The 25,265-nt window shown below is 59.2% G+C and carries 18 protein-coding genes; 3 read left to right on the plus strand and 15 right to left on the minus strand.

Annotation, left to right across the window (positions count from 1 at the left end):
• Positions 1-216: 216 nt before the first annotated feature.
• The 4 genes from tuf to rpsL all read right to left on the minus strand — a co-directional run bounded on the left by tuf (position 217) and on the right by rpsL (position 4,712).
• Positions 217-1,407: an elongation factor Tu gene (tuf, locus tag ABDK06_RS04940; protein ID WP_394939506.1), complete on the minus strand. Its 1,191-nt coding sequence runs from the start codon at positions 1,405-1,407 to the stop codon at positions 217-219.
• Between the two features lie 133 nt (positions 1,408-1,540).
• The gene (fusA, locus tag ABDK06_RS04945; RefSeq protein ID WP_394939508.1) at positions 1,541-3,655 is read right to left on the minus strand and encodes an elongation factor G; all 2,115 of its coding nucleotides are present in this window, start codon (positions 3,653-3,655) and stop codon (positions 1,541-1,543) included.
• A gap of 210 nt (positions 3,656-3,865) precedes the next feature.
• Positions 3,866-4,336, minus strand: coding sequence for a 30S ribosomal protein S7 (rpsG, locus tag ABDK06_RS04950; RefSeq protein WP_045075287.1), 471 nt, complete (start codon positions 4,334-4,336; stop codon positions 3,866-3,868).
• Position 4,337: 1 nt separating this feature from the next.
• Positions 4,338-4,712, minus strand: coding sequence for a 30S ribosomal protein S12 (gene rpsL / locus ABDK06_RS04955; RefSeq protein WP_045075289.1), 375 nt, complete (start codon positions 4,710-4,712; stop codon positions 4,338-4,340).
• A 324-nt stretch (positions 4,713-5,036) separates the two neighbouring features.
• Between rpsL and ABDK06_RS04960 the strand changes: the two genes are divergently transcribed.
• Entirely contained in the window at positions 5,037-6,230 is a 1,194-nt protein-coding gene (locus tag ABDK06_RS04960) for an endonuclease (protein WP_394939512.1), read from the plus strand.
• Between the two features lie 106 nt (positions 6,231-6,336).
• Here the strand turns inward: ABDK06_RS04960 and ABDK06_RS04965 are convergent, their stop codons facing one another.
• The 5 genes from ABDK06_RS04965 to ABDK06_RS04985 are packed head-to-tail and all read right to left on the minus strand — an operon-like array spanning position 6,337 to position 11,377.
• Positions 6,337-7,134 (minus strand): ABC transporter permease, encoded by a 798-nt coding sequence (locus tag ABDK06_RS04965; protein ID WP_394939514.1) that lies wholly within the window; start codon positions 7,132-7,134, stop codon positions 6,337-6,339.
• Between the two features lie 3 nt (positions 7,135-7,137).
• Complete coding sequence (locus tag ABDK06_RS04970; protein ID WP_394939516.1) at positions 7,138-8,058, minus strand: 2-aminoethylphosphonate ABC transporter permease subunit; 921 nt, start codon at positions 8,056-8,058, stop codon at positions 7,138-7,140.
• Positions 8,055-9,167 carry an ABC transporter ATP-binding protein gene (locus tag ABDK06_RS04975; protein ID WP_394939518.1) on the minus strand — a complete coding sequence of 371 codons (1,113 nt, stop codon included), beginning with the start codon at positions 9,165-9,167 and terminating at the stop codon, positions 8,055-8,057. The genes ABDK06_RS04970 and ABDK06_RS04975 overlap by 4 nt, the downstream gene beginning before the upstream one ends.
• A complete protein-coding gene (locus ABDK06_RS04980) occupies positions 9,164-10,216 on the minus strand; it encodes a 2-aminoethylphosphonate ABC transporter substrate-binding protein (RefSeq protein WP_394939520.1) in 1,053 nt (350 codons plus the stop codon). The genes ABDK06_RS04975 and ABDK06_RS04980 overlap by 4 nt, the downstream gene beginning before the upstream one ends.
• 24 nt (positions 10,217-10,240) lie before the next feature.
• Complete coding sequence (locus ABDK06_RS04985; protein ID WP_394939522.1) at positions 10,241-11,377, minus strand: TIGR03364 family FAD-dependent oxidoreductase; 1,137 nt, start codon at positions 11,375-11,377, stop codon at positions 10,241-10,243.
• Positions 11,378-11,553: 176 nt separating this feature from the next.
• On the opposite strand from ABDK06_RS04985, the gene ABDK06_RS04990 reads away from it, so the two are divergent.
• On the plus strand, positions 11,554-12,315 hold the full coding sequence (locus ABDK06_RS04990) for a GntR family transcriptional regulator (RefSeq protein ID WP_394939524.1): 762 nt from the start codon (positions 11,554-11,556) through the stop codon (positions 12,313-12,315).
• Positions 12,316-12,346: 31 nt separating this feature from the next.
• Positions 12,347-13,066, plus strand: a complete 720-nt coding sequence (locus ABDK06_RS04995; protein WP_394939526.1) for a phosphonatase-like hydrolase — start codon at positions 12,347-12,349, stop codon at positions 13,064-13,066.
• Between the two features lie 74 nt (positions 13,067-13,140).
• Here the strand turns inward: ABDK06_RS04995 and ABDK06_RS05000 are convergent, their stop codons facing one another.
• The 6 genes from ABDK06_RS05000 to ABDK06_RS05025 form a co-directional block, all read right to left on the minus strand.
• Positions 13,141-14,418 (minus strand): hypothetical protein, encoded by a 1,278-nt coding sequence (locus tag ABDK06_RS05000; RefSeq protein ID WP_394939528.1) that lies wholly within the window; start codon positions 14,416-14,418, stop codon positions 13,141-13,143.
• Between the two features lie 194 nt (positions 14,419-14,612).
• Positions 14,613-18,512, minus strand: coding sequence for a DNA-directed RNA polymerase subunit beta' (locus tag ABDK06_RS05005; protein WP_394939530.1), 3,900 nt, complete (start codon positions 18,510-18,512; stop codon positions 14,613-14,615).
• A 224-nt stretch (positions 18,513-18,736) separates the two neighbouring features.
• Complete coding sequence (rpoB, locus tag ABDK06_RS05010) at positions 18,737-22,252, minus strand: DNA-directed RNA polymerase subunit beta (RefSeq protein WP_394939532.1); 3,516 nt, start codon at positions 22,250-22,252, stop codon at positions 18,737-18,739.
• Between the two features lie 262 nt (positions 22,253-22,514).
• Entirely contained in the window at positions 22,515-24,077 is a 1,563-nt protein-coding gene (locus ABDK06_RS05015; protein WP_394939534.1) for a hypothetical protein, read from the minus strand.
• Between the two features lie 148 nt (positions 24,078-24,225).
• The gene (locus ABDK06_RS05020; RefSeq protein ID WP_394939536.1) at positions 24,226-24,699 is read right to left on the minus strand and encodes a hypothetical protein; all 474 of its coding nucleotides are present in this window, start codon (positions 24,697-24,699) and stop codon (positions 24,226-24,228) included.
• A gap of 363 nt (positions 24,700-25,062) precedes the next feature.
• A complete protein-coding gene (locus ABDK06_RS05025; protein WP_394939538.1) occupies positions 25,063-25,260 on the minus strand; it encodes a hypothetical protein in 198 nt (65 codons plus the stop codon).
• Between the last annotated feature and the right edge of the window lie 5 nt (positions 25,261-25,265).

The raw sequence follows: 25,265 nt of genomic DNA on the forward strand, positions 1-25,265 counted from the left end.
AGCGTGCGGCGTCCTGAACCGCGAAACCCACCACTGAAGGCAGCCCTCGGCTAATTCTTCAATAGTTTTATACATTTAGTGTATAAAACTATTTCTAATCTACCTAGACTCCACTTCGCTCGAGAGCGAATTGTTATAGAAGAAGACCGATCGAGCACAAGAAAGCCCCGCCCGGAGAACCGGACGGGGCTTTCTCAGAAGAACTTAGATCAGCAATTACTTGATGATCTTGGTGACACGGCCCGAACCAACGGTACGGCCGCCTTCGCGGATAGCGAAGCCGAGGCCCTCTTCCATAGCGATCGGCTGGATGAGCTCAACGGTCATCTCAGTGTTATCGCCAGGCATGACCATTTCAGTGCCCTCGGGGAGGGTGATGACGCCGGTCACGTCGGTGGTGCGGAAGTAGAACTGCGGACGGTAGTTCGAGTAGAACGGGTTGTGACGTCCGCCTTCATCCTTGGACAGGATGTAGACGTTGGCCTCGAAGTCGGTGTGCGGGGTGATGGAACCCGGCTTCACGACAACCTGGCCACGCTCGACGTCTTCACGCTTGATACCGCGCAGCAGCAGACCACAGTTCTCGCCTGCCCAGGCTTCGTCGAGCTGCTTGTGGAACATCTCGATACCGGTCACCGTGGTCTTCTGGACCGGGCGGATGCCGACGATCTCAACCTCGGAGTTGATAGCAAGGGTGCCACGCTCGGCGCGACCGGTCACCACGGTGCCACGACCGGTGATGGTGAACACGTCTTCGATCGGCATCAAGAACGGCTTGTCCTTGTCCCGGATCGGGTCCGGAACGCTCTCGTCGACAGCTTCCATCAATTCCTCAACGGACTTGACCCACTGCGGATCGCCTTCCAGGGCCTTCAGGCCGGAAACGCGAACAACCGGAGCGTTATCGCCATCGAAGTCCTGCGAGCTCAAGAGCTCACGAACTTCCATCTCGACCAAGTCGAGCAGTTCTTCGTCGTCAACCATGTCCGACTTGTTCAGCGCGACCAGCAGGTAGGGAACACCAACCTGGCGGGCGAGCAGAACGTGCTCACGGGTCTGAGCCATCGGGCCGTCAGTGGCGGCAACCACGAGGATCGCACCGTCCATCTGAGCAGCACCGGTGATCATGTTCTTGATGTAGTCAGCGTGACCGGGAGCATCGACGTGTGCGTAGTGACGCTTTTCGGTCTGGTACTCGATGTGCGCGATGTTGATGGTGATACCGCGCTGGCGCTCTTCCGGCGCCGCGTCAATGGAACCGAAGTCCCGCTGCTCGTTGAGATCCGGGTACTTGTCTGCAAGCACCTTGGAAATGGCAGCCGTCAACGTGGTCTTGCCATGGTCAACGTGACCGATGGTGCCGATGTTAACGTGCGGCTTAGTCCGCTCGAACTTTGCCTTCGCCACAGGTTCCTCCTAGAACGTTTATTCAGAAAACTTGCTATCAGGACGCTTTTCGTCACTGAAACCTAATCAAGTCTACTGGTGGTCAATGATTTGTTGAAATTACGGGTTAGCGCAGGGTGAGTAAGCCTCTAGCTTACTCGCCACGAGCCTTCTGGATGATCTCGTCGGCAACAGCCTTCGGGACCTCGGCGTAGCTGTCGAACTGCATCGAGTACACCGCACGACCCTGGGTCTTCGACCGCAGATCACCGATGTAACCGAACATGCCGGACAACGGAACCAAGGCACGAATGACCTTGACGCCAGTGGCATCTTCCATCGACTGCATCTGGCCACGACGAGAGTTGAGGTCACCGATAACATCGCCCATGTAATCCTCGGGCGTACGGACTTCAACTTCCATCATGGGTTCGAGCAGCACCGGATCAGCCTTCCGAGCGGCTTCCTTGAACGCCATACGACCGGCGATCTTGAAGGCCATTTCGGAGGAGTCGACGTCGTGGTACGCGCCGTCAAGCAGCGTGGCCTTGATGCCGACGACCGGGTAACCGGCGAGCACACCATCGGTGAGCGCATCCTGAATACCCGCATCAACGCTGGGGATGTATTCACGAGGAACACGACCACCAGTGACTTTATTATCGAACTCGTAGAGCGCGCCTTCGGCGGTATCCAGCGGTTCAATCGCGATCTGGATCTTAGCGAACTGGCCAGATCCACCGGTCTGCTTCTTGTGGGTGTAGTCGTGCTTCTCCACCTTGCGACGAATCGTCTCACGGTAGGCGACCTGTGGCTTACCCACATTGGCTTCCACCCGGAATTCGCGGCGCATACGGTCCACCAGGATGTCCAGGTGGAGCTCGCCCATGCCGGCGATGATGGTCTGACCGGTGTCCTCGTCGAGGTTGACCCGGAAGGTCGGATCCTCGGCAGAGAGCTTCTGAATGGCGGTGGAGAGCTTCTCCTGGTCGCCCTTGGTCTTCGGCTCAATAGCCACCGAGATCACGGGCTCCGGGAAGGTCATCGATTCAAGAACGATCGGCGCTCCCAGATCGGAAAGGGTGTCACCGGTGGTGGTGTCCTTCAGACCGATAGCCGCGTAGATATGGCCGGCATGTGCATCTTCAACCGGCATTTCCTTATTGGCGTGCATCTGGAAGAGCTTGCCAACACGCTCTTTCTTACCCTTGGTCGAGTTGAGCACCTGGGTACCGGAAGTGATTTCACCGGAGTACACCCGGATGAAGATCAGCTGACCGAAGAACGGGTGAGTCGCCACCTTGAACGCGAGAGCCGAGAAGGGCTCTTCGGTGCTCGGCTTACGGGTCAGTTCAACCTCGGAGTCCTTAGGATCGTGACCGATCATCGGAGGAACGTCCAGCGGAGACGGCAGGAAGTCGATCACGGCGTCGAGCATGGGCTGCACACCACGGTTCTTGAACGCTGAACCGCAGAACACCGGGTAGAGCTCAGAGTTGATCGTCATCTTACGGATGCCGGCCTTGAGCTCGTCGATCGAGATCTCTTCGCCCTCGAGGTACTTCTCCATCAGCTCTTCGCTGGATTCAGCCACGGTCTCCACGAGCTGCGCGCGGTATTCCTCGGCCTTAGCCTGCAGATCCGCGGGAATCTCCTGGACTTCGTAGGCAGCACCCATGGTCACATCGCCCTTGGCGTCGCCGGGCCAGACCAGTGCGCGCATCTCAAGCAAGTCGACAACGCCGACGAAGTCGTTCTCAGCACCGATCGGCAACTGCATGACGAGCGGCTTGGCACCCAAGCGGCTGATGATGGTGTCTACCGTGAAGTAGAAGTCAGCACCCAGCTTGTCCATCTTGTTGACGAAGCAGATACGCGGCACGTTGTACTTGTCAGCCTGACGCCAAACAGTCTCAGACTGCGGCTCCACGCCTTCCTTGCCGTCGAAAACAGCGACGGCGCCGTCGAGCACGCGCAGCGAACGCTCCACCTCGACGGTGAAGTCAACGTGTCCGGGAGTGTCAATGATGTTGATCTGGTTCTTGTTCCAGAAGCAGGTCACAGCAGCACTCGTAATGGTGATGCCGCGTTCCTTTTCCTGCTCCATCCAGTCAGTCGTCGAAGCACCGTCGTGGGTTTCGCCGATCTTATGGTTCACACCCGTATAGAACAGGATGCGCTCGGTAGTAGTGGTCTTACCGGCATCGATGTGCGCCATGATGCCGATATTGCGGACCTTGGTGAGGTCGGTCAGCACGTCCTGTGCCACAGTGTCTCCCTAATTCAAGGTAAATAAGTAGTGGTGCTAAGCAAGCTGACGACGGCGGTTCGATCACCGATACGGCGCGATCCGCCGTCGTCATTATTGCAGAAAGAATGGAACTCTAGATTTCAGTCCACTGAGGACTGAAACCGGCTGGGCTCCCCCGCCCGCAGGGTTCCCTAAAACGCGAAGCGTTTTAGGGCTGCGGGAAGGGGACTACCAGCGGTAGTGAGCGAAGGCCCGGTTGGCTTCTGCCATCTTGTGGGTATCTTCGCGACGCTTCACAGCAGCACCCAAGCCGTTAGAAGCATCCAGGATTTCATTGCGCAAGCGCTCGGTCATGGTCTTCTCCCGGCGAGCCTTGGAGTAACCGACCAACCAGCGCAGTGCGAGTGCGGTTGCGCGGCCCGGCTTGACCTCGACCGGAACCTGGTAGGTGGCGCCGCCGACGCGGCGGGACTTGACCTCGAGGCTGGGCTTGATGTTGTCCATTGCCTTTTTCAGAGCGGCAACGGGATCGCCACCGGTCTTCTCCTGGGCACCCTGAAGTGCTCCATAGACAATGCGCTCAGCGGTGGACTTCTTGCCATCCACCAAGATCTTGTTGATCAGCTGGGTGACCAGCGGGGATCCGTAAACCGGATCAATGACGAGCGGCCGCTTCGGGGCCGGACCCTTGCGAGGCATATTACTTCTTCTCCATCTTCGCGCCGTACTTGCTACGGGCCTGCTTGCGGTTCTTCACACCTTGGGTGTCGAGAGCGCCACGGACAATCTTGTAACGCACACCTGGCAGATCCTTCACACGACCGCCGCGCACCAGCACAATGGAGTGTTCCTGCAAGTTGTGGCCTACACCGGGGATGTAGGCGGTTACTTCGATGCCACCGGTCAAACGCACACGGGCGACTTTACGCAGAGCCGAGTTCGGCTTCTTCGGGGTGGTGGTGTACACACGAGTGCAGACACCGCGGCGCATCGGGTTGTTCTTCAGCGCGGGAGCCTTGGTCTTAGAGACCTTGGGCGAGCGGCCCTTCCGGACCAGCTGGTTGATCGTAGGCACTTATTCTCCAGTACTTCTTGAGTTCGGCGATTTTCTCTGCTTTTTACGCGTAGCCATAGGCGACAACGAAACGCGAGTTTCAAAAATTCCGTCCAGGCATGCAAAAATGTGGCATTCGTTGCACAAGGACCCTGCAACCCGGAACTGCGACCATTCAAAAACTCAAGAAGGCGCTAATCCACTGCCACAAACAATTGCACCCAGCATAGCAGAGACTGAGCGGTCATAGCCAATACACAACTAACATCCAGGCTGGATACAGGGTTTTCCCGCCCTCGCTGGGTAACGTCCAGAGCGCACCCAGTCCCCTGAGTAGGAGTTCTGATGTCCAAGGTCCGCTTGAAAACCTCCAGGCTGCGAAGCCCACTAACCCTTCTCATTCTAACCGCTCTTGCCGCTCTGCAACTGGGCACCGGGCTCCCAGCCCAGGCCGTCCAGGCGCTCACCGTTTCGGCAGCCATCTCTCAGCAGAACGGCAGCAGCCAGACCGTCACTGGCTACGTCGTCGGGCAACCCACAGCGAGCAATACCGTGGTGACCTCAAGCTATCCGAACGACTATGCGCTGGCCTTGGCCGACTCCGCTGCGGAGAGCAGCACCAGCAAAATGCTTTACGTACAGATCCCCAGCAGCTTCCGTGCGGGCTTCGGACTGAAGAGCAATCCGTGGCTCAAGGGCAGCCAGCTCACCATCACCGGTACTACTAGCGCGTACTTTTCACACCCCGGTCTGACCAATAGCACGGCCTTCAGCAAAGGCGGCTCGCCTAGCGACCCCACCGACCCGACAGATCCTCCGGTCACCCCGCCCACCAGCTCGGACTACGATACGACCTATTACAAAAACGCGGTGGGCAAAACCGGGGCCGCGCTGCGCACTTCACTGCACAGCATCATCAGCACGATGACAAAGATCAACTACGACACCGTCTGGAACGCCCTGCAAGACACCGATCAGGACCCGGCGAACAGCAATAACGTGATCGATCTGTACACCGGCAAGTCGCTGCCGAAGAGCCAGCACGGTGGCGGCGTAGACGACTGGAACCGGGAGCACGTCTTTGCCAAATCGCACGGTGACTTCGGCACCACCACCGGACCGGGCACCGACGTCCACCACTTGCGCCCTACCGACGTCACGGTGAACTCAGCCCGCGGCAATAAGGATTTCGACAACGGCGGCCAGCCGGTGGCCGAAGCGCCGGGAAACTTCACCGACGCCGATTCCTGGGAGCCGCGTAACGCCGTCAAGGGCGATATCGCCCGGATGCTGATGTATATGGCGATTCGCTACGAAGGCGGAGATGACTTCGCCAATCTGGAACTCAACGAGAGCACGAATAATGGCACCAGTCCTTATATGGGGAAGCTCTCGGTCCTGCTCAAGTGGAGCGCGCAGGACCCACCGGATGCCTTCGAGAAAAAACGCAACGACGTGATCTTCACCAAATGGCAGAAGAACCGCAATCCATTCATCGACCATCCGGAGTGGGCCACCGCGATCTGGGGCGCAGCCTAAGCCCCTCCGCGAGTTCACTGCTAAGTCCCGGATTCGCCAATCACCAACGAATCCAAGCAGAAACCCCGGATTCCGGGCGAGCGGGCTCAGGACGGCGGAGCGCTACTCAGCGCACCGCCGTCCGACCTCTTACCCGGCCGAGGGCGGTGAGCACCACAAAGGCGGTGAGCACCAGCAGTAGCGTGTTGGCGGCCGCCATGAAGATATTGCCCCGATCGGCATAGCCGAAGATACTCACCGGCAGGGTCCGCCAGCTCGGCGGATAAACCATAATGGTGGCCCCCAGCTCACCGAGGCAGAGTGCTAGCGCGAGCCCGGCAGCGGCGGCAATAGCAGGAGTGAGCAGCGGCAATTTGATGCGGAAGAGGATCCGCGCGCCACTCGCTCCCAGGCTGGAAGCCACCGAATCCAGCATCGGATTGAGGCCGGCGAGCGCGGAGGAAACCGAGCTGAAGGCGAAGGAGAGCACCAGCAGGGTCTGCGCGAGCACCACGATGATCACCGTGCCATTGAGCAGGACCGTGCCGTGGCTGAAAGCGATCAACAAAGCCAGGCCAATCACCACCGATGGCACGGCTACCGGCAGGTGGAAGGCGATGTTGAGCGCCCTGGCCACCATCGGCGGTGCAGAATAAGCCGCTATCGCTGCCCAGCTCCCCAAGCAGACAGCGAGCAAGCTGGCCAGCACTGCTGTCTGCAGGCTGACCGAGATGCTGCTCAGATTCTCCGAGGCCAGTGAATCACGCAGATGATCCAGGGTGAAGCCGGTGGGCAGGACGCTGTTCCAGCTATCGGCAAAACTAGCCAGCACGGTGACCAGGAGCGGCGCTATCACCAAGAAGATGACGAGCAGTGCGGCGATCAGCCAGAGCACTACCTTAACCGGAGTGGAGAACCTAAGCATTCGTCAACTCCTCCTCAGTGAAGACGTGAGGCCTTTGAAAGCCCAGCGATAGGCAGCGTAGATGCTCAGTGAAATCACCACTTGAAGGCAAGCGATCACCGCAGCCGAGGAGAAATCGAAGGTGACGATGCTCTTGGTGTAGATCAGCATCGGTAAGGTGACCACTGACTTGGCCCCGGTGAAGAGCACAATGCCGAACTCATTCATGGTGAGCAGGAAAGTCAGCCCTCCTGCGGCAAGCAGCGTCGGCAAGACCTCGGGCAGAATCACCCTGCCGAAGATCTTGAAGGGGCCGCATCCGAGGCTTGCCGCGACGTCCAGCTGCTCACCGGGGAACTGCGAAAAAGCAGCGAGTAAGGGGCGCACCACGAAGGGCGTGTAAAAGGCTATTTCGGCCAGTACCACACCCGGTAATTCGCTGACGAAGTTCACCGCGGGTGCCTGAGTACCGCTGATTCCGGAGAGCAGGCTATTAATCACGCCACTACCACCGTACAAAATACCGAACGCCAGGGGAATCAAGAAAGAAGGGAAGCAGACCACGAGTTCAATCAGCCTGGTCACGGCCCGGCTACCGGGGAAAGGCAGGAAGCACAGCACCATGGCGAGGAAGGTGCCGATCACCAGGCACCCGAGGGTGGAAAGCGCTGCGACTTCCAAGGTGGTGAGCAAGGCGTTCCAGCTGGCCGCTGAGCTGAGTACTTCGGCCCAGTTCGCCAAGCCGATGTATTGCCCCTGGCCGTCGGAGAAGGACTGCGCCGCGATCTGGCTCAGCGGGTAGAGGAAGAAGCTCAGCAAGAACATCAGCGGAACGAGTGCCCAAAGCCAACCATAGCGACGCTCTCGGCCGAGAGCGGTTGAGGAACCGGCACCGGCTCCCTCGCTGGGCGGAGCGGTGTGAGCAGTGTGAAGAGCGTTGGTCATCGCGCGCCCCCAGCCTCGGCGGGCACCAGCACAGCGTCCTCCGAGCGCACCCGTAACCTCACCGTAGAATCGATCTCGGGAAGCTCGGCGAGCGCTGGCAAGTCAAGGCTGATCTGCTCATCAGTGCTGAGCAATCGGGCTATCGCACGGAAGTTGGCACCTCTCCACTGCAAGGATTGCAGCTTGGCTTCGAAGACGTTCTCCCTCTCCTCAGGAGCGGCCAGACTGAAGGCGTAGGGCCTGATGGCCACCAAGACCTGGTCTCCCGAGGAGGCTTGGAATGGCGCCCGAAACCGGAACTGCTGCTCGCCTATCCGCACCGTGGAGACGCCGTCGTCGCTCGCTTTGAAAGAATCCACGACGGCCGAGAGCAGATTCGCGCCTCCCAGGAACGAGGCGGTATATCCGCTGGGCGGCTGATCATAGAGTTTCTTAGTGGTATCCATATCGACCAATCGGGCGTCCCGCATCACCGCGATCTCATCGGCCAGTGCTAGTGCTTCCTGCTGATCGTGCGTCACATAGATCATCGCCGTCTCCGGCAGTTCCCGGCGAAGTTGCTGCAATTCCGCCAGCATCTCCTGGCGCAACTGAGCATCCAGGGCCGAAAGCGGCTCATCGAGGAGCAAAACGGGCGGTTTGATGGCCAGCGCCCTGGCAATCGCAATGCGCTGTTGCTGACCACCGGAGAGCTCCGCGGGGTAACGCCGGGCGTACTGCTCCATATGGACCACTCGGAGGGATTCGCTGACTCGCTCAATGAGCTGTTTTTTACTCAGCCCTCTGCCCTTCAGCCCGAAGGCGACATTCTGTTGGATGCTCAGGTGCGGGAAAAGCGCATAGGACTGCACTACAACCCCGATTCCGCGCTGAGCAGGAGACAGTGCGGTGACGTCCCTGCCAGCCAGGAAGACCCTGCCAGCCGCCGGACGTTCAAAGCCCGCAATCACTTTCAACGCGGTGGATTTTCCTGAACCGGAAGGCCCCAAAAGCGCCACGGTACGGCCGAGCTGCACACTGAGGCTGAGTTCGGAAAGAGCCACCGTGTCTCGGTACCTCACCGTGACCGCTCTGAGTTCGACGGCGGCCGGCGGCAAATCGGCGCTCATTGACCGGTCGCGTCGTTGTAGGCCTTGATCTTCGTGTCCATCGCCTCGAGCACCGAGTTCCAGTCAGGCTGATAGATCTTCACACCTTTGAGCACGCCCTGCAGTGATTGGTAGTTCGCATCGCCCGGCTTGACCGAGCTATTGCTTGGCAGCCCGAAAGCGGTGGCTGAAAGGGTCTCCTGCACCTGAGCGCTGAGCAGGTAGCTCATCAGCTTATTGCCGTTCGCACTGTGCGGCGCACCTTTGACCAGCCCCATCACATAGGGAACCGGCAGTGTCACCCGCTCCCCCTTCTCGTCCTGAGGGAAGAAGACTTGATACGCGGATTGATCGGCTTGAATCGACTGCATCGCCATCTGCAGATCGCTGTTGGCAACCGAAAGCTGACCCTTGGCCACCAGGGGTCCGAGCTTGCCGGTCGAAGAACTGGGTCCGACATTATTGATCTGCAGGTTCTTGAGGTAGTCCAAGGCGCCCTGATCCCCCATCAGCTTCTCCAGCAGGATCAACATCGCGGTTCCATCCCCGGCCTGCCCTGGAGTGGAGTACTGAATCTTCTGCTTGTATGTCGGATCGAGCAGATCTTTCCAGCTCTCAGGTTTTACCGGAAGTGCGTTATTGCGGATCATCACGAGGTAATTGTTCGCGAGCGAGACGAACTGCCCCTCCGGGTCTTTGTCCACCGCCGGAATCTGGCCGGTATCCGCGGTATTCTGCTGCAGAGTTCCCTGTTTTTTGGCTTGCTGGATAAAAGGCGGCAGGGTGACCAGCAGATCAGCCTGCGGGTTAGATTTCTCCTTCTCCACCCGCGAGACGACCTCCCCGGATCCGGCCTCGACGTAGTTGACCTTGATACCGGTTTCCTTGGTGAAGGCGTCGAAAGTGCTCTTGTACCAATCAGCGAGACCGTCGGCGGAGTACAGGGTGACTTCGTTTGCCGAAGAATCAGTGGCTGAACCGGTACCTCCACAAGCAGCCAAGGTCAGTGCGGTTACCGTCATGAGAGCAAGGGCTCCGAGTACCCGGGCGGGCTTTGAGGGGAATGACATAGCTGCTCCTAGGGTGAAGAGGTTCTAGTGGAAATCGAGCTGAGCCAGGACTCTTTGAGCCAGGCCGAAAGAAATCGTCATACCGACCCCGCTGGTCACACTCACCGCGGTGACGCCGGGAGAGACCGCAGAAATCAGATAGGGACGCAGCGGGCTGCTGGCGTAGATCCCCTGCCAGCGCTCGAGAACGTCGAGCTGCGGGACGCCGAGCAGACCGGCCACTCGGTGCAGCAGCGCGGTCGACACAGATTCCGTGAGGAAAGGATCCATGGTCTCTGCCAGACGGTGACTATCACCCACGATCATGGTTCCGTCGGGGCGTTGGGTGAACATGATGTTCGCGTCAATGGCGAGTGCTTCGGCGTCGTGCTCGGCGATTTCCTGGCGGAGGCCCGCCGCTGCACTGGTTTCAGAGAACGCAGGATAACGCAGCATGGAGGTTCCACTCAGGACCGCGGAGTCGAGTGCCAGTCCCTCGGGGGCAGCGACCCTGGCCATTTGCAGTCCGCAACGGCTGATCTGGCTGGTTTCGGCGGTCTCGGGGTAGAGCAGGTCGAGATCGTGCCCCACGCAGACCAGCACCTGAGTGGCCTCGAAGGAACCTCGACTGGTGTGAACGATGCCGTCCTCGGCCGAGAAAAAACTGGTTCCCCAGTGAAAGCTCACTCCCTGATCGGCCAGCCAGTTCGCCAATTTGCCCACCGCTTCCCTGGGGTCGACCCGTAAATCGTCACGCAGCAGGGCTCCGCCGATGATGTCGGGGCTCGCGTAGCCGGAGAGCCGAGCAGCCACTTCGGCCCGATCCAGCAATTGGACCTGCCCGAACGGCCGATTCGCTGACAGTTCCTGCAATATCTCGAATTCGAGCTCACTGCGTGCCACCGCAAGCGCTCCGGCGGTGCTGGAGAAGAATCCGGCCTGTGCACTCGCCTCCAACCAGAATGACCGACCTGTCTGAGCCAGCTCAAGCAACTCTCCGCTTTGCGCGGTGATGCAACAGTGCCCGAAGTTCCTTACCGAAGCACCGACTGCCCGGTGGTCCCGATCAACGACAACGACTTTGAGCCCGCGCCGCCGAGCGTGGAAAGCATGACTGAGCCCGATAATGCCGGCGCCGACGATCAGCAGATCCACTCGGTCTTGCTGCTGTTCTTGATTCACGAGTAGAACTCTGCCCCGCCTGGACGGGCGCTGACAAGCAAAAAAGACCCCTTCTCACAACTTGTATATACATGTTTTATCTTTGTTTACCTTTAACATGTCTCGTTAACTCAAAATTCAGCAGGAATCACCGAAATTAAAGGAGATCTAAGCTGTACGCCTTCTACACTTAAGTAATGACAACTCCGCTTCATCAGCGTCTCAGCGAGGAATTTAGGTCTCGGATTCACAGCGGCGACTGGGCTGAAGGTTCAGCGCTGCCCAGCGAAGCAGCTCTCTGCGAGGAGTTCGGCATCTCGCGTGGCCCGGTACGCCAGGCCCTCGCCGCGCTCAAGGCTGAAGGGCTAATCATCGGAGGGCGAGGCCGGCAGCCGATCGTCCAGTCAGGCACTCCCTCGCAGTCATTCAGCACCTTCATGTCGTTCACCGAGTGGGCGCAAAGCCTGAATATGACACCCGGGCAAAAGACCCTGGAGATCTCACGACGCCCCGCTCCCGTCGAAGTCGCAGCGAAGCTGGGAATAGCGGAAGGAGAGCCCGTCGTCTCGATCTCGAGGCTGCGGCTACTGAACGACGAACCGACGATGCTGGAGTTGTCGTACTTCGTTGCAGAAGTGGGCCGCTTGCTCTTCGACTTCGATACCGACGGCGGATCGATTTTCCACTACCTGCAAGACGCCGGAGTCGACCTTTACTCTGGCCACCATGTGATCGACGCGGTAGCCGCAGCCCCCAAGGACGCCCAATATCTCGGTGTCCCGGCAGGAGCCCCGCTGCTCCGAGAGCGGCGCATCACCTCCTCCTCCACCGGGCGTCCCTTGGAGTACGCCGAGGACCGCTACCGCCCAGAGCTCGCCAGTTTCGCTATCGACAACACGCTCCCCCAGCGCACTGCTCTGAATCGAGTGAGTCTCGATTCACGCGCGGCACTCGTCTAGTCCATCGACACCATCCAAGCATCGGAGAATCATGTCTCATTCGCAGCCTTTCTGCCTAGCGGTCTTCGATATGGCCGGTACCACGATCGACGATCACGGCCTGGTCTACCGAGCTCTGGCGAGGTGCGTCGAAGAGACCGGTGTTCCAGTCAGCCCGGAGAATCTGCAGCTCTGGATGGGCACCGATAAGGTGACCGCTATCGACGGCTTGATGCGGGCGGCGGGCATTGAACCGAGCGGAGAACAGGTGCAGGCGGCCTTCAGCAGATTTCATCAGATCTTGGCGCAAAGCTACCGAGATCAACCGCCCATCCCCTTGCCCGGCGTGCCAGAGACTCTGCAGAAACTGCGCACCCAGGGGGTGAAGGTCGCCCTCACCACCGGTTTCGATGACGACGTCGTCAGCCCTTTATTGGAATCCCTGAACTGGAGCGTCGGCGAGGGAGCCGACCACACCGTGGACGCCATGGTCACCACCTCTGAGGTGCCATCCGGACGACCCGCCCCCTATATGATTCATCACGCCATGGAAAAGCTCGGCGTGGTCGACGTCCGAAGAGTGCTGAGCGCGGGCGACACCATTGTGGACGTACAAGCCGGGTTGAATGCCGGAACCCTCACCTGCGCGGTACTGAGCGGCCAACTCGATGCCGCGGCTTTTCGGCCATACCAACCGCATCACATTCTGAACAGCGTGGCCGAGGTTCCTGCCCTGCTCAGCAATTCTTCGCCGAGCACCGGCAAGCCCTGATTTCTCACCAGCTCATGCCGAACTAGCTCATACCGAGGGGCGGCCTTTGACCGGCCCCTCGGCATGGCAGGGATCTAGAAGAAGACCCGGTTAAATTTCGCTTGACCGTCCTTGATCTCAGCCACGGTCCCTATCACGCCGAACTTCAGATCCTTGATACTCGCGTTACCGCTGACGCTGCCATTTGAAACATGGACCGTTCCGTTGACGTTTCCGTCTTTGTTGCTCAACACGGTCCAGCCAAGGAGTTCTGACCACTCACCAATCTTCAAGGTAGGCTTCGCGGTGAGCGACCAGCGCACCGAGTCGGCCTTGAAGTCGACCAGTTGCCCCGTCAGCTTCCCGCTAAAAGGACAGCCTTTAGGGACCAGGGCGTTTTGCGCCGCGCAGTCATCGAGGTATTTGCTCACAGCGGCGGTGATTGCAGCTTTTCCGGCGGCGGTCAAGACACTCTTCAAGGTATAGCTTCCGGGCTCCTCATCGAATCCCCGTACTTTAACCGTCTGCTCTTCAACAGTGACTGCGGGGTCCTGATTCTTGGGGGCCAAGCGATAATCGCCGGGCAGAGCCTTCACCGTCATCGCACTCAAAATGGCTGGCTTCGGCCCGGTTCCGGCAACCAGCTCCGGACTCAGGCCGACACCGCCAAGGCTCAAACCACTGCTCACCGGGCCAGCGAGCTTGACCTTGACGCTGGGCAGGTCAATCGGATCCAACTGCCATTTATCCACCAGGAAATCCTTACCCGCGGAGCTCAGCGTGAAATCTTTAAGCGTGGTTTTACCGGCCTGGGAATACTCGGCGGAGACAGTGGCCTTGCCGTCTTTCACAACCACTTTGCCAATCGAATAATCGGTGATCCTGCTCTGCGCGGCGGAGTACACCTCGTCGTTGACCAGTAGTCGATCAGCTTCACTCAGCTCGGTGTGACTCAATTTCATCGCCTGCTCGGCTTTACCGTCTACCAAGGCCTGCAAAAAAGCCTTGACCTGCTGCTCCGGGGCGTTCTGACTCGAAGCGTTAGCGAACCAGATCCCACCAATCACTAGTACCAGCACCAAGGCCAGCCCTCCGGAGAGCAAGCCGATGAGCAAGCCCCGACGATTCTTCCGCGGCGGAGCTTGAAAAGGGCTCGCTGGCTGCTGAGCGTACTGCTGCTGCGAGTCAGGGGAGCCATAGGGCGTCTGCCATTGCTGCGGAGGAACAGGAGCTTGCCCGGGCTGATACTGAGAAGCCTGATCCTGAGAAGGAGGAGACTGCGGCTGACTAGGTGACCCATAGGGGCCAGCTGAGGTCGGCGTGTACTGCGGTTTTGGCTGCTCACCATATGGTGGCACGGAGTTATTGCTCATACTTTCCTCCCCAGGCGAATAATTATCTACATCATACGGAAAAACTATTCCTAGAATAGGCGTATGAAGTAACTTTTCGATATCAGCGCCGCGATTAATCAAAGTGAGAAACGAAAGGGCCCCTGGGGTTCATACCTCACGGTATGAACCCCAGGGGCCCTTTGCTGAGCTTAAGAACTACAGCTATTCAATCGTCAGCGGAAGTCGCTGCCCAGGTCGTAGTCATCCAGGGGGATGGCGTGGAACTCAGGAGTGAGGTCTCCACCGACTCCGGCATAGTCGAAGTCGCTGAAAGCGCTCGGCGCGGTGAACAGATTGGCCTTGGCCTCTTCTGTCGGCTCCACCGTGATATCGGTGTAGCGCGGCAGACCGGTACCGGCCGGGATCAGCTTACCGATGATGACGTTCTCCTTCAGACCCAGCAACGGATCCGACTTGCCTTCCATCGCCGCCTGGGTGAGCACCCGGGTGGTTTCCTGGAAGGATGCGGCGGAGAGCCACGACTCGGTAGCCAGCGAGGCCTTGGTGATGCCCATCAGCTCGTTACGGCCAGAAGCAGGCTTCTTGCCTTCCGAGACGACCCGACGGTTCTCGGCCTCGAAGCGGCCGCGCTCGGCGAGCTCGCCGGGCAGCAGATCCGATTCACCGGACTCGATCACCGTGACGCGACGCAGCATCTGGCGGACGATCACCTCGACGTGCTTGTCGTGGATCCCCACACCCTGGCTGCGGTACACGCCCTGGACTTCCTCCACCAAGTGCTTCTGCGCGGCACGCGGGCCGAGGATACGAAGCACCTGCTTGGGATCGACAGCACCGACGACCAGCTTCTGGCCCACCTCAACCCGGTCACCGTCAGCGACCAGCAGACGAGCACGACGCAAGATCGGGTAAGCGATCTCTTCGGTGCCATCGTCCGGGGTGAGCACCATACGCATCTGACGCTCGGTCTCTTCGATGGTGATCCGGCCAGCGGCTTCAGCGATCGGCGCAACACCCTTGGGGGTACGCGCTTCGAAGAGCTCCTGGATACGGGGCAGACCCTGGGTGATGTCCTCGCCACGGCTGGCGGAAACAGCACCACCGGTGTGGAAGGTACGCATGGTCAGCTGGGTACCGGGCTCACCGATGGACTGAGCAGCGATGATGCCGACAGCCTCACCGATATCAACCAGCTTGCCGGTGGCCAGTGAACGGCCATAGCACTGCGCGCAGGTCCCGACGGCGGACTCACAGGTCAGTACGGAACGCACCTTGACCTCGGTGACCCCGGCGTTGAAGAGCTCCGCGATCAGCACGTCTCCGACGTCGGCGCCGGCCTCGGCCAGCACCTTACCCTTGGAGTCGACCACTTCGGTGGCCAAAGTACGGGCGTAAACGCTGTTCTCGACCTCCTCGTGCATCACCAGTTCGCCGTTGGCGTCAGCCACGGCGATCGGCAGCGTCAGGCCGCGCTCGGTGCCGCAGTCGTCTTCGCGAACGATCACGTCCTGCGAGACGTCCACCAGACGACGGGTCAAGTAACCCGAGTTGGCGGTACGCAGTGCGGTATCGGCCAGACCCTTACGAGCACCGTGGGTCGCGATGAAGTATTCCAGCACCGACAGGCCCTCACGGTAGGAGGACTTGATCGGACGCGGGATGATCTCGCCCTTGGGATTGGCCACCAGACCACGGATACCCGCGATCTGACGAACCTGCATCCAGTTGCCACGAGCACCGGAGGAAACCATCCGGTTGATCGTGTTGGACGCCGACAGGCTCTTGCGCATCGCATCGGCCACATCGTTGGTCGCCTGGTTCCAGATGTCGATGAGCTCCTGACGACGCTCGTCGTCAGCGATCAGGCCCTTCTCGAACTGGGACTGCACCTTAGCGGCCTTGGTCTCGTAACCTTCGAGGATCTCCGGCTTGGAAGCAGGCACCTCGATATCGGAGATCGCAACGGTCACACCCGAGCGAGTGGCCCAGTAGAAGCCGGCGTCCTTCAGGTTGTCCAGCGTTGCCGCCACGACGACCTTCGGGTACCGCTCAGCCAGATCGTTGACGATCTCGGAGAGCTGGCCCTTATCGGCGACCTGGGAAACCCAAGGGTAGTCCGCGGGCAGCGTGTCATTGAAGATGACCTGTCCGAGCGAAGTCTCCACCAGCACCGGCTGACCGGCTTCCCATCCTTCAGGAGCCTCCCATCCGGCGTAGGGCACGAAGTTGTCCAGGCGGATCTTGACCGTCGAGTTCAAGTGCAGCTCACCGGCGTCGTGCGCCATGATCGCCTCGGACTGCGAGGTGAAGATCCGGCCTTCACCGGCTGAACCGACCCGCTTGGTGGTCAAGTGGTACAGGCCGATGATCATATCCTGCGAAGGCAGGGTGACCGGGCGGCCATCGGAAGGCTTCAGGATGTTGTTCGAGGAGAGCATCAGGATGCGCGCCTCGGCCTGGGCCTCAGGGCTCAGCGGCAGGTGAACAGCCATCTGGTCGCCGTCGAAGTCAGCGTTGAACGCACCACAGACCAGCGGGTGAAGCTGAATGGCCTTGCCTTCAACCAACTGCGGTTCGAAGGCCTGGATGCCCAAACGGTGCAGGGTTGGTGCACGGTTGAGCAGCACGGGGTGCTCGGTGATGATCTCTTCGAGCACGTCCCAGACCTGAGGCCGGTAGCGCTCGACCATCCGCTTGGCGCTCTTGATGTTCTGCGCGTGGTTCAAATCGACCAGGCGCTTCATCACGAAGGGCTTGAACAGCTCCAGGGCCATCTGCTTGGGCAGACCACACTGGTGCAGCTTGAGCTGCGGACCAACCACGATGACCGAACGGCCAGAGTAGTCGACGCGCTTACCCAAGAGGTTCTGACGGAAACGACCCTGCTTGCCCTTGAGCATATCGCTCAGTGACTTCAAGGGGCGGTTGCCCGGTCCGGTGACCGGACGGCCACGACGTCCGTTGTCGAAGAGCGAGTCCACAGCTTCCTGCAGCATGCGCTTCTCGTTGTTCACGATGATCTCCGGGGCACCCAGGTCAAGCAGACGCTTGAGCCGGTTGTTGCGGTTGATCACGCGACGGTAGAGATCGTTCAGGTCCGAGGTGGCGAAACGGCCACCGTCGAGCTGCACCATCGGGCGCAGTTCCGGCGGGATCACCGGGACGGCGTCCAGCACCATGCCGAGCGGGCTGTTCTTAGTGGTCAGGAACGCGTTGACCACCTTGAGCCGCTTCAGGGCACGGGTCTTACGCTGACCCTTGCCGTTCTGGATGATGTCGCGGAGGGACTCGGACTCGCCTTCCATGTCGAAGTTCTCCAGACGCTTTTTGATCGCCTCGGCGCCCATCGAGCCTTCGAAGTACAGACCGTAACGGTCGCGCAGCTCGCGGTAGAGCCCTTCGTCACCTTCCAGGTCAGCGACCTTGAGGTTCTTGAAACGCTCCCAGACCTGCACCAGGCGCTCGATATCGGCTTCTGCGCGCTTGCGCACATTGGCCATCTGACGGTCCGCCGAATCGCGGGCCTTCTTCTTATCGGCTGCCTTGGCACCTTCGCCTTCGAGCTTGGTCAGCTCGCCTTCGAGGTCACGGGCGATAGCCGCGATATCGGAGTCACGGGTGTCTTCGAGCTGCTTCTTCTCCAGGTCGTGCTCTGCCTGCAGGTTGGGCAGTTCGGCGTGACGAGCTTCCTCGTCAACGCTGGTGATCATGTAGGCCGCGAAGTAGATGACCTTCTCCAGGTCCTTCGGGGCCAGATCCAGCAAGTAGCCCAAGCGCGAGGGAACGCCCTTGAAGTACCAGATGTGGGTGACCGGAGCGGCCAGTTCAATGTGGCCCATCCGCTCACGACGCACCTTGGCACGGGTCACCTCGACGCCGCAGCGCTCACAGATGATGCCCTTGAAGCGCACGCGCTTGTACTTGCCGCAGTAGCATTCCCAGTCACGGGAGGGTCCGAAGATCTTCTCACAGAAGAGCCCGTCCTTCTCCGGCTTGAGGGTACGGTAGTTGATGGTTTCCGGCTTCTTGACCTCGCCGAAGGACCAGTCGCGGATATCGTCCGCAGTGGCCAGGCCGATTTGCATCAGCCCGAAAGTAGATTCGCTGGACATGTGGGTCCTTATCTCTCAATCTCTAATTCTGAAGTCTTACGAAAGTCTGTGACAGTTCCCGGTGCGGGAGGGAATTTCGAACGGCAGCTGCTTCGCTTAACGCTTGCCTTTCTCGAAATTCCCTCCCGCAGTGATGAGAACCACTTTTTGCTGAGGAGTCGGAATTGCGGAGAGCGCCGTCAAGCGAAGCAGGCGCCGGAGCATTTCCGATCCTCAGCAGCTAGTTACACTTCTTCGACGGAGTTCGGCTCGGCCCTGGAGAGGTCGATGCCGAGTTCCTCCGCGGCCCGGAAGACTTCTTCATCCGAGTCACGCATTTCAATCGTGTTGCCCTCGGTGGAAAGAACTTCCACGTTGAGGCAGAGCGACTGCATTTCCTTGATCAGAACCTTGAAGGATTCGGGGATGCCCGGCTCCGGGATGTTCTCACCCTTGACGATCGCCTCGTAGACCTTCACACGTCCGTGAATGTCGTCAGACTTGATGGTCAGCAGTTCCTGCAGGGTGTATGCGGCGCCATAAGCTTCCAGCGCCCACACTTCCATTTCACCGAAGCGCTGTCCGCCGAACTGCGCCTTACCGCCCAGCGGCTGCTGGGTGATCATCGAGTACGGTCCGGTGGAGCGAGCGTGAATCTTGTCGTCCACCAAGTGGTGCAGCTTCAAGATGTACATGTAGCCGACCGAGATCGGGTCCGGGAACGGCTCGCCGGAGCGGCCGTCGAACAACCGGGTCTTACCGGAACGATCGATCAGCCGGTCGCCGTCGCGGGTCACGTTGGTGGAGTCCAGCAGGCCGGAGATCTCCTCTTCACGCGCACCGTCGAAGACCGGGGTGGCCAGCGTCTGGTTCGCAGCGGTCTCGCGAGGCATGTTCGGCAGATTCTTGATCCACTCGGGTTCGCCTTCGACCTTCCAACCGGTTTTGGCGATCCAACCCAGGTGAAGTTCGAGCACCTGTCCGACGTTCATACGACCGGGCACACCCAACGGATTCAACACTACATCAACCGGAGTTCCGTCAGCCAAGAACGGCATGTCCTCGATCGGCAGGATCTTGGAGATAACACCCTTGTTTCCGTGACGTCCAGCCAGCTTGTCGCCGTCGGTAATCTTACGCTTGGCGGCCACGTAGACGCGGACCAACTGGTTCACGCCTGGGGGCAGCTCGTCGTCGTTGTCCCGGTCGAAGACCCGGACGCCGATTACGGTGCCGGACTCGCCGTGCGGCACCTTGAGCGAGGTATCGCGGACTTCACGGCTCTTCTCACCGAAGATGGCGCGCAGCAGGCGCTCTTCCGGAGTCAGCTCGGTCTCGCCCTTAGGGGTGACCTTGCCGACCAGGATATCGCCGGCGTCGACTTCGGCACCGATGTGGATGATGCCGCGCTCGTCCAGCCCAGCCAGGATCTCCTCGGAGACGTTCGGGATGTCCCGAGTGATCTCTTCGGCACCCAGCTTGGTGTCGCGAGCGTCGATCTCATGCTCTTCGATGTGGATCGAGGAGAGCACGTCTTCGGCGACCAGGCGCTGCGAGAGGATGATCGCATCCTCGAAGTTGTGGCCTTCCCAGGACATGAAGGCGACCAGCAGGTTCTTGCCGAGCGCCAGTTCGCCCTGATCGGTGGCCGGGCCGTCGGCGATAATGCCGCCGACTTCCAGCCGCTGACCTTCGGAGACCAGAACACGCTGGTTATAAGCGGTGCCCTGGTTAGAGCGGTTGTACTTGGCGATCCGGTAGTTGGTCTCGGTGCCGTCGTCGTTCAGCACGATCACCAGATCGGCGGAAACTTCGCTGACTACACCGGCCTTCTTGGCGATCACGACGTCGCCGGCGTCTACCGCTGCGGCGCGCTCCATACCGGTGCCCACCACGGGGGCCTCGGAACGGACCAACGGCACAGCCTGACGCTGCATGTTCGCACCCATCAGAGCGCGGTTGGCGTCGTCGTGCTCCAGGAAGGGGATCAGCGCGGTAGCGACCGACACCATCTGGCGCGGGGAGACGTCCATGTACTCGACTTCGTCAGCCGGGATCAGCACGGGCTCGCCGCCACCGCCACGCTGGCGAACCAGCACGGTGTCTTCGACGAACTTGCCGTTGGCATCCAGCGGAGCGTTCGCCTGAGCGATCACTACCTCGACCTCGTCATCCGCGGTCAGGTAATCAACGTCGTCGGAGACCTTACCCTTGGAGACCTTGCGGTACGGGGTTTCGATGAAGCCGAAGGGGTTGATCCGGCCGTAGGAGGCCAAGGAACCGATCAGACCGATGTTCGGGCCTTCAGGGGTTTCAATCGGGCACATCCGGCCGTAGTGCGAGGGGTGCACGTCACGGACTTCCATGCCTGCGCGGTCACGGGACAGACCGCCCGGGCCCAGCGCGGAAAGACGACGCTTGTGCGTCAGACCGGCCAGCGGGTTGTTCTGATCCATGAACTGCGAAAGCTGAGAAGTACCGAAGAACTCCTTGATCGCGGCCACCACGGGGCGGATGTTGATCAGGGTCTGCGGGGTGATCGCCTCGACGTCCTGAGTGGTCATCCGCTCGCGGACGACGCGCTCCATCCGGGAAAGACCGGTGCGGACCTGGTTCTCGATCAGCTCGCCCACAGCGCGGATACGACGGTTACCGAAGTGATCGATATCGTCGATCTCAACCCGGATCTCGACGTCCTTGCCCTCACGCTTAGCGGTCAGGGTCTTACCGCCGGCGTGCAGGGTGACCAGGAACTTGATCATCGCGACGATGTCATCGATGTCGAGCACCGAAGCGTTCGGAGCTGCCAGGGACTTGTCGATGCCCAGCTTGCGGTTGATCTTGTAACGGCCGACTTTGGCCAGATCGTAACGCTTCGGGTTGAAGTACAAGTTCTCCAACAAGGTCTGGGCGGCCTCAACGGTCGGCGGCTCGCCCGGGCGCAGCTTACGGTAGATATCCAGCAGAGCGTCCTCGCGGGTCGCGGTGCCGTCCTTCTCCAAGGTGGCGCGGATCGAGTCGAACTCGCCGAACTCCTCGAGGATCTGGCTCTCGGTCCAGCCGAGCGCCTTGAGCAGCACGGTGACGGACTGCTTGCGCTTGCGGTCGAGGCGGACGCCGACCTGATCGCGCTTATCGATCTCGAGTTCGAACCAGGCACCACGTGAGGGGATGATCTTCGCGGTGAAGATGTCCTTATCGCTGGTCTTATCCGCGGTGCGCTCGAAATAAGCACCGGGTGAACGAACCAGCTGGGAGACCACGACACGCTCGGTGCCGTTGATCACGAAGGTGCCCTTCTCCGTCATCAGCGGGAAGTCGCCCATGAACACGGTCTGCTGCTTGATCTCGCCGGTGTTGTTGTTCATGAACTCGGCTTTGACGTACAGCGGAGCAGCATAGGTCGCGTCGCGATCCTTGCACTCATCCATGGTGTACTTCGGATCAGCGAACTCGGGCTCGGAGAAGCTCAGGGACATGGTGCCCTGGAAATCCTCGATCGGAGAGATCTCTTCGAAAATGTCAGCCAGACCGGAAGTGGTGGCTACGCTTTCGTCTCCGGAGTCCACGGCTTTTTGCATCCGACCCTGCCAGCGCTCATTACCGACCAGCCAGTCAAAGCTTTCGGTTTGCAGCGCGAGCAGATTCGGAACATCAAGCGGTTCGTGAATCTTAGCGAATGAAATACGCCGGGTTGCACCGTCAGTGCTGTTGGCGTCGTTGTTAGCGGTTTGATTATTAGAGGCGCTTGAGGCGACCAAGAGGGATCCTTCCACAGACCTTCAGGCTACTGCGACTCTCCTAAGATCTTTTCGATCACTACCGCTACCATTGCTCCACTACTCGAGAACATGGCGAGCCCACCGCTATATGAAGGCTGAGGGTAAACAGGAAAGACGCGAATCTCTAATCTACCTCATCGGACCAAATAAGTCCAGCCTGTCAGAGTACGCCCATCAACCGGCAGAAGGCAAGGGTCTTGCGGAAAATGTGCGCTGATTCCCACGGTAATCTTTCCGAGTTTTAGCGCCTGCGCACCCCTTGAGCATTGGTTGCCACGAGCTGAGCAGGTTCCTCGCCGAGCTGTGAGGAGTATGTGAAAACCAGCTCACCCCCTTTCCACTCAGCTCCTCCTGAGATGGAGAGACTCACCTGACGAGTGATCGTCAATCTGCGCGAATCCTTGCCCTTGAGCAAGGCAAAGCCCGCCTGCACCTGTTTCGGGTTCAGTTGCGGCAGCGGAAAGGACCGTTCAGCGGCAGAGCCGATGCCTCCTATCGAACCCTGTTTGTTGAAGGTAGCGCCGCCTTCCTGGTAACTCCAGATGCCCGTACCCTTGGCGCCGTCCCCCGCGTCGACCTGAGCTTCCAAAGTCTGATCGGTCACCGTGAGCTGGGTGATCTGTTGATTTTTCAAAGCGGCCTTCAGTCCGTTCAGAGCAGTGGGCAGATTCGCCGGATCGAGCAATGAGTGAAGAATAACCTCCTGGTGGTCCTCGGTGTTCACTGAGAGCCCGACCCCGGTCGAAGAGACCGTCACCACACCGTCACCGTAATCACCGGAGACATAGATATTGAATTGCGCAGGTTTGCCGAGGATGCGGGACAACTGAACATGGCTGACCTGGCCCCCTGTCACCTTGGTCAGCTCCGGTGCCTTGTCGATATAACTCTGCAGGTTCGCGAAGCTCAGCTTGGCGACGTCGAAAACCTCTTCGCTGAAGTCCTGCGGTTGAATCGAGGCGGGCCCTTCGCGGGTAGCGCCGCCGGCGTTGTAGCCGAACTCATCGATTTTCGTTGATCCCGGCGCAGTGGGAGCCTCAGCCCGCACCCGGCCTGGGTAAAAGACGATGCTGGTGAACTGGCTGCCCCCGGTAGCTTTTTCCAGCTCTTGAATAATCAGCTGGCCATGTTCTTCGGTCAGTGCATTGACTCCGGCGAACCGATCCGCATTGCCTTGAAAAAAGGACAGCACCGGCTCTCTGAACGGCACCACCACTGCGGCTACCGCGACAATAAAAGCCACCAGCTGGAGGCCCACCCCCACTCTGGCCTTAGTCTTTGGAATCTCTCCGGAGTACTCGGGCATCCCGGCATAGGAAGAAGCACCCACACGCGGAGCATTTCGAGTGAAATCTGCTGGCGGATTCTTTTCCACCGCCACTACGCCCTGATATTTAGCGGAGATCCGAACTACGATTCGCGAACCGGGCTGGAATCGCGCCATTTCCAGAATTGAAACCAGAGTTCTGGCGGTGGTTTTAAAGGGGAACCCACCATAGGGATGCACCACTAGTCCTAGCTGGAATCCGTGCTGCGAATCATTGATGATCAGCCCGGTACGGCTCACCGTGAGCACCTCAGCCCAGGCGAGTTCGCCATTGCTGGTCACTTCTCGGAATTCCCTGGGATCTCCTCGGAAGCCGCCGAGCACGCTCCGCGCCACTCCTTGGAGAATCAGCAGGAGGAATCCCAGCACTAGCCCGGCCACGCCAATCGCAATCAACCACCAGATGGGCACCAGGAAGCTAACCAGCAGGGCGGCCATCCCGGCTCCGAGAAGCGCCGATCCAATCACCTTGATCATGCAAACCTCCGATGGCTTAACAAGCGCTTGGCCTTGACCAGTCAAGGGAAAAGCTACCGGAGGTTTCAGGCTTATTTCAATATTGACTTATCTATGCGGTGATGCTGCGTGATGCAATGCTTCAGAGCGCGTAGGAGATTTAACGGAATCAGCCGAGTTCGGCGACTGACCGATCCACCTCAGGCGCCGAGGTCGTACCCGCCAAAGCGTCAAGAACCCCAGAAGAAAGCTCAGGATGCCGGGAGGCATATCGGGCCTTCAAAGGTGCATCCTTCGAGGTGAGGATAAAACTGACACTACGAGCAAAGAGACTTCTTAAAGTGGCCAGCTCAACCGGAATTGACTCCAGGAACTCCAGGGCGAGCGGCCCCAGATCCGCCTGATTCAGTTCGGCTACTGAGGCATGCATGCCAAAGGAGCGCAGCAGATCGGCGATGTCCAGCACGAAGTTATTCAGCCGATCAGGCCCCACCTGTTCGAGGCACTGGCTGAGAATATATTGCAACACGAGGGCGGCCTGGTCCGAAGATTGGGTGGTCCAGCTAAGACGCTCTGCACCTTCCCTGGGCGTGGCGGGAGCCTGAGAGGGAGTCAGCACCAGCCGAGAAACACGCTCCTGCATCTCACTCCTGAATTTCATCGGATGGCTCTCTCTGCGGATTCAATAAGAAGCCCGCAGAGAGAGCCATTTGCGTAAGGATCGATACCTATTGGCATCAACTTTCCTCAGAATTTATCAGTTCAATAAGCGTAAAAAGAGGGGTTTTCGGCTCATCGGCAAAACTTCCAATCACTTCCAACAAAACTTCCAATAAAAAGCTCACCTAGGCAAGAATCTATACTATGAATAGAACTCGGAATAACGAAACACCCAAACCCGCCGACCGTACTTACTATTAGCCGAAGTTTTCTCTATATATTTCAATACCTAAGCTGGGACGCTAGCTCCCCCTCATCGATTTCAAACCAAGAATATAGATTGAATCTACCGATCAACCCCACGTCTTGTGCGAATTTTTAACAAAAAGAAAATCCCAAGAAGTATTATGCCAATAAAAACCATCCCTATTCCGATTTCCAGAATAGAATTATTTAGCGCAACCATACCTAAAAATAAAAATATGATCGAAACTATGAAAACAGCCATAGCAGCAATTCTGAAGAATTCGGCTTTAATACGCATTGTTA

It is taken from the genome of Psychromicrobium ferritrahens (assembly GCF_043789415.1).
Lineage (GTDB): Bacteria > Actinomycetota > Actinomycetes > Actinomycetales > Micrococcaceae > Renibacterium.

Bases quoted from the DNA above. Each gene is read 5' to 3' on its own strand.
- ABDK06_RS04990 (WP_394939524.1), top strand. From the start codon at position 11,554: ATGACAACTCCGCTTCATCAGCGTCTCAGCGAGGAATTTAGGTCTCGG.
- ABDK06_RS04995 (WP_394939526.1), top strand. From the start codon at position 12,347: ATGTCTCATTCGCAGCCTTTCTGCCTAGCGGTCTTCGATATGGCCGGT.
- ABDK06_RS04965 (WP_394939514.1), bottom strand. From the start codon at position 7,134: ATGCTTAGGTTCTCCACTCCGGTTAAGGTAGTGCTCTGGCTGATCGCC.
- ABDK06_RS04970 (WP_394939516.1), bottom strand. From the start codon at position 8,058: ATGACCAACGCTCTTCACACTGCTCACACCGCTCCGCCCAGCGAGGGA.
- ABDK06_RS05015 (WP_394939534.1), bottom strand. From the start codon at position 24,077: ATGATCAAGGTGATTGGATCGGCGCTTCTCGGAGCCGGGATGGCCGCC.
- ABDK06_RS04960 (WP_394939512.1), top strand. From the start codon at position 5,037: ATGTCCAAGGTCCGCTTGAAAACCTCCAGGCTGCGAAGCCCACTAACC.
- ABDK06_RS05025 (WP_394939538.1), bottom strand. From the start codon at position 25,260: ATGCGTATTAAAGCCGAATTCTTCAGAATTGCTGCTATGGCTGTTTTC.
- rpsG (WP_045075287.1), bottom strand. From the start codon at position 4,336: ATGCCTCGCAAGGGTCCGGCCCCGAAGCGGCCGCTCGTCATTGATCCG.
- ABDK06_RS05020 (WP_394939536.1), bottom strand. From the start codon at position 24,699: ATGCAGGAGCGTGTTTCTCGGCTGGTGCTGACTCCCTCTCAGGCTCCC.
- ABDK06_RS05000 (WP_394939528.1), bottom strand. From the start codon at position 14,418: ATGAGCAATAACTCCGTGCCACCATATGGTGAGCAGCCAAAACCGCAG.
- ABDK06_RS04980 (WP_394939520.1), bottom strand. From the start codon at position 10,216: ATGTCATTCCCCTCAAAGCCCGCCCGGGTACTCGGAGCCCTTGCTCTC.
- ABDK06_RS04975 (WP_394939518.1), bottom strand. From the start codon at position 9,167: ATGAGCGCCGATTTGCCGCCGGCCGCCGTCGAACTCAGAGCGGTCACG.
- ABDK06_RS05005 (WP_394939530.1), bottom strand. From the start codon at position 18,512: ATGTCCAGCGAATCTACTTTCGGGCTGATGCAAATCGGCCTGGCCACT.